The sequence below is a fragment of the Anaerolineales bacterium genome, from assembly GCA_022866145.1.
Classification (GTDB): Bacteria; Chloroflexota; Anaerolineae; order Anaerolineales; family E44-bin32; genus PFL42.
This window is the reverse complement of record JALHUE010000113.1, coordinates 1-1,564: the sequence shown is the minus strand read 5'-3', so window position 1 is coordinate 1,564 and position 1,564 is coordinate 1. Positions and strand designations below refer to the sequence as shown.

2 protein-coding genes are annotated in these 1,564 nt (G+C 64.1%); both read right to left on the bottom strand.

The window, feature by feature from the left end:
• Window positions 1-824 precede the first annotated feature (824 nt).
• Window positions 825-998, bottom strand: a complete 174-nt coding sequence (locus MUO23_03650) for a hypothetical protein (GenBank protein MCJ7512049.1) — start codon at window positions 996-998, stop codon at window positions 825-827.
• 8 nt (window positions 999-1,006) lie between these two features.
• Window positions 1,007-1,564, bottom strand: a 558-nt coding sequence (locus tag MUO23_03645; protein MCJ7512048.1) for a hypothetical protein, incomplete at its 5' end; no start/stop codon positions are given.

The window sequence follows — 1,564 nt, the reverse complement described above, 5'->3', positions numbered from 1 at the left end:
CGCAAGACCCGGCTGCAGTAAGGCTGCGCTCGAGACCGACTCCGGTCACAGTGGTTCAGGGATGGTTCGTCTCAGCAAGAGGGGGACAAGTCGAGGCCTCGAGTCAAGCCATCCATCAAAGCGCTGCGGTTGTCAAGTCAGCTGCGTGCTTCTGCCCTAGGATGCAGGTGGGCCTTTCACGAGCGGGCTGGGCTGGTAAGCTTGGAGACGTATATTCGGCGTCGGAGCGGCATGAGTAGATTCTGCAGGGGCTCTGCAATCACACGAGTCGTGACTCGGGCCCACATGTCTTGGGCGCGCTTGCATGTGCTTGACGCAGGCGGCTGATCGGCAAGGAGCTTGGGTCTTGCTTCTGCTGATGGCTCCTTCCGGATAAGAACCCCGCAGGTGTCTTTGGCCAGGTGTCGGGCGACGGCGCCCACGGCAACGCCCTGCACCTTGCGCCAGCAGATGCGCGGGTAGACCTAGCAGACGTGACGCTTGGCCAAGCGGGGGTGGCTGTGAAAGCGGGCGATGGTTCTGGCGGCTTCGCGGGCCTCCCGACATCTGCGCCGCACCGCAGGCCGTCTCGCCCCGGCGGCACAGGGCAGCGACGCTGGCCTCACCCCGCAGTCCCTCAAGCACGATCCGGATCTTCTCCTCCGCCGAGTACTTCTTCCGGGTTGCCCGGCGGATCGTACGCACAGTGGCCTCCGCGCTCTCCTTCTACTCGGCCGTTCTGCCTCCAGGTAGGCGATACCAGGGCCGGGAAGGGTGTCCTGGCAAATCGCTCCCTTTGTCCCATTTGGTCTGACGACGTACAGGTGTGATCGTTAAGCAAGAGCTCACAGGAGAGTCTCCAGCAAGTCGATCATCTCCTGATCGCCGCCCGCCGGCGGCAGCCAATCGACTTGAACGACCTGCACGCCTTGCTGTTCGAGGCTTTGGGCGAATCCGGACAGGCCCAGGTTGATGACGACGAGTGGCTCTTCCAGAGTCTTGTCGGCTCTCGGTTCCATCGCAGCTCCTAGGTCGGCATGAGAAGATCGCGGCAAAAGGACGTTGCCCGGGCGTTGCTGCCAAAGACGTGGGCGCCTGCCTGGCGGAGTTTCTCGGTCTGCCGGTCCAGGTCCTGCGGGTCCCCCTCGGTGCCGCTGATCGAGGCGACCACCGCCACCTTCCCGGCATCGTTCGGCCGGCTTGCCTGCCCCGCGGCCAGGGCATCGGCTACGTCGCCCACTGGATCGAGGGAGGCGTTGAATCCGAGGACGAAGTCGAGAAGCAGGACGGCGACCGAAGGATCGGCGAAGTCGGCGAGCATCCGCTGGCGGCGGAGGCTGCCATCGATCATAGGATGCAGTCTGCCCAACGTGAAGACTTCGTCGCCCATGTCCAGGAGCGTGTGCCCCCGGCTCGGCTCGGTGGGGGCGAGCTGGTTTGCCGGATCCAACGGGGCGTTGGAGCAGACGACCAGGCCGGCCTCACGCAGGATCTGCTGCGATTGATAACAGAACGTTCCTCCGACAAGCAGGCCGCGCAGGTAGCGCTGTGAGGGACTCCAGTTCGCTCGAATCGACTCAATTCG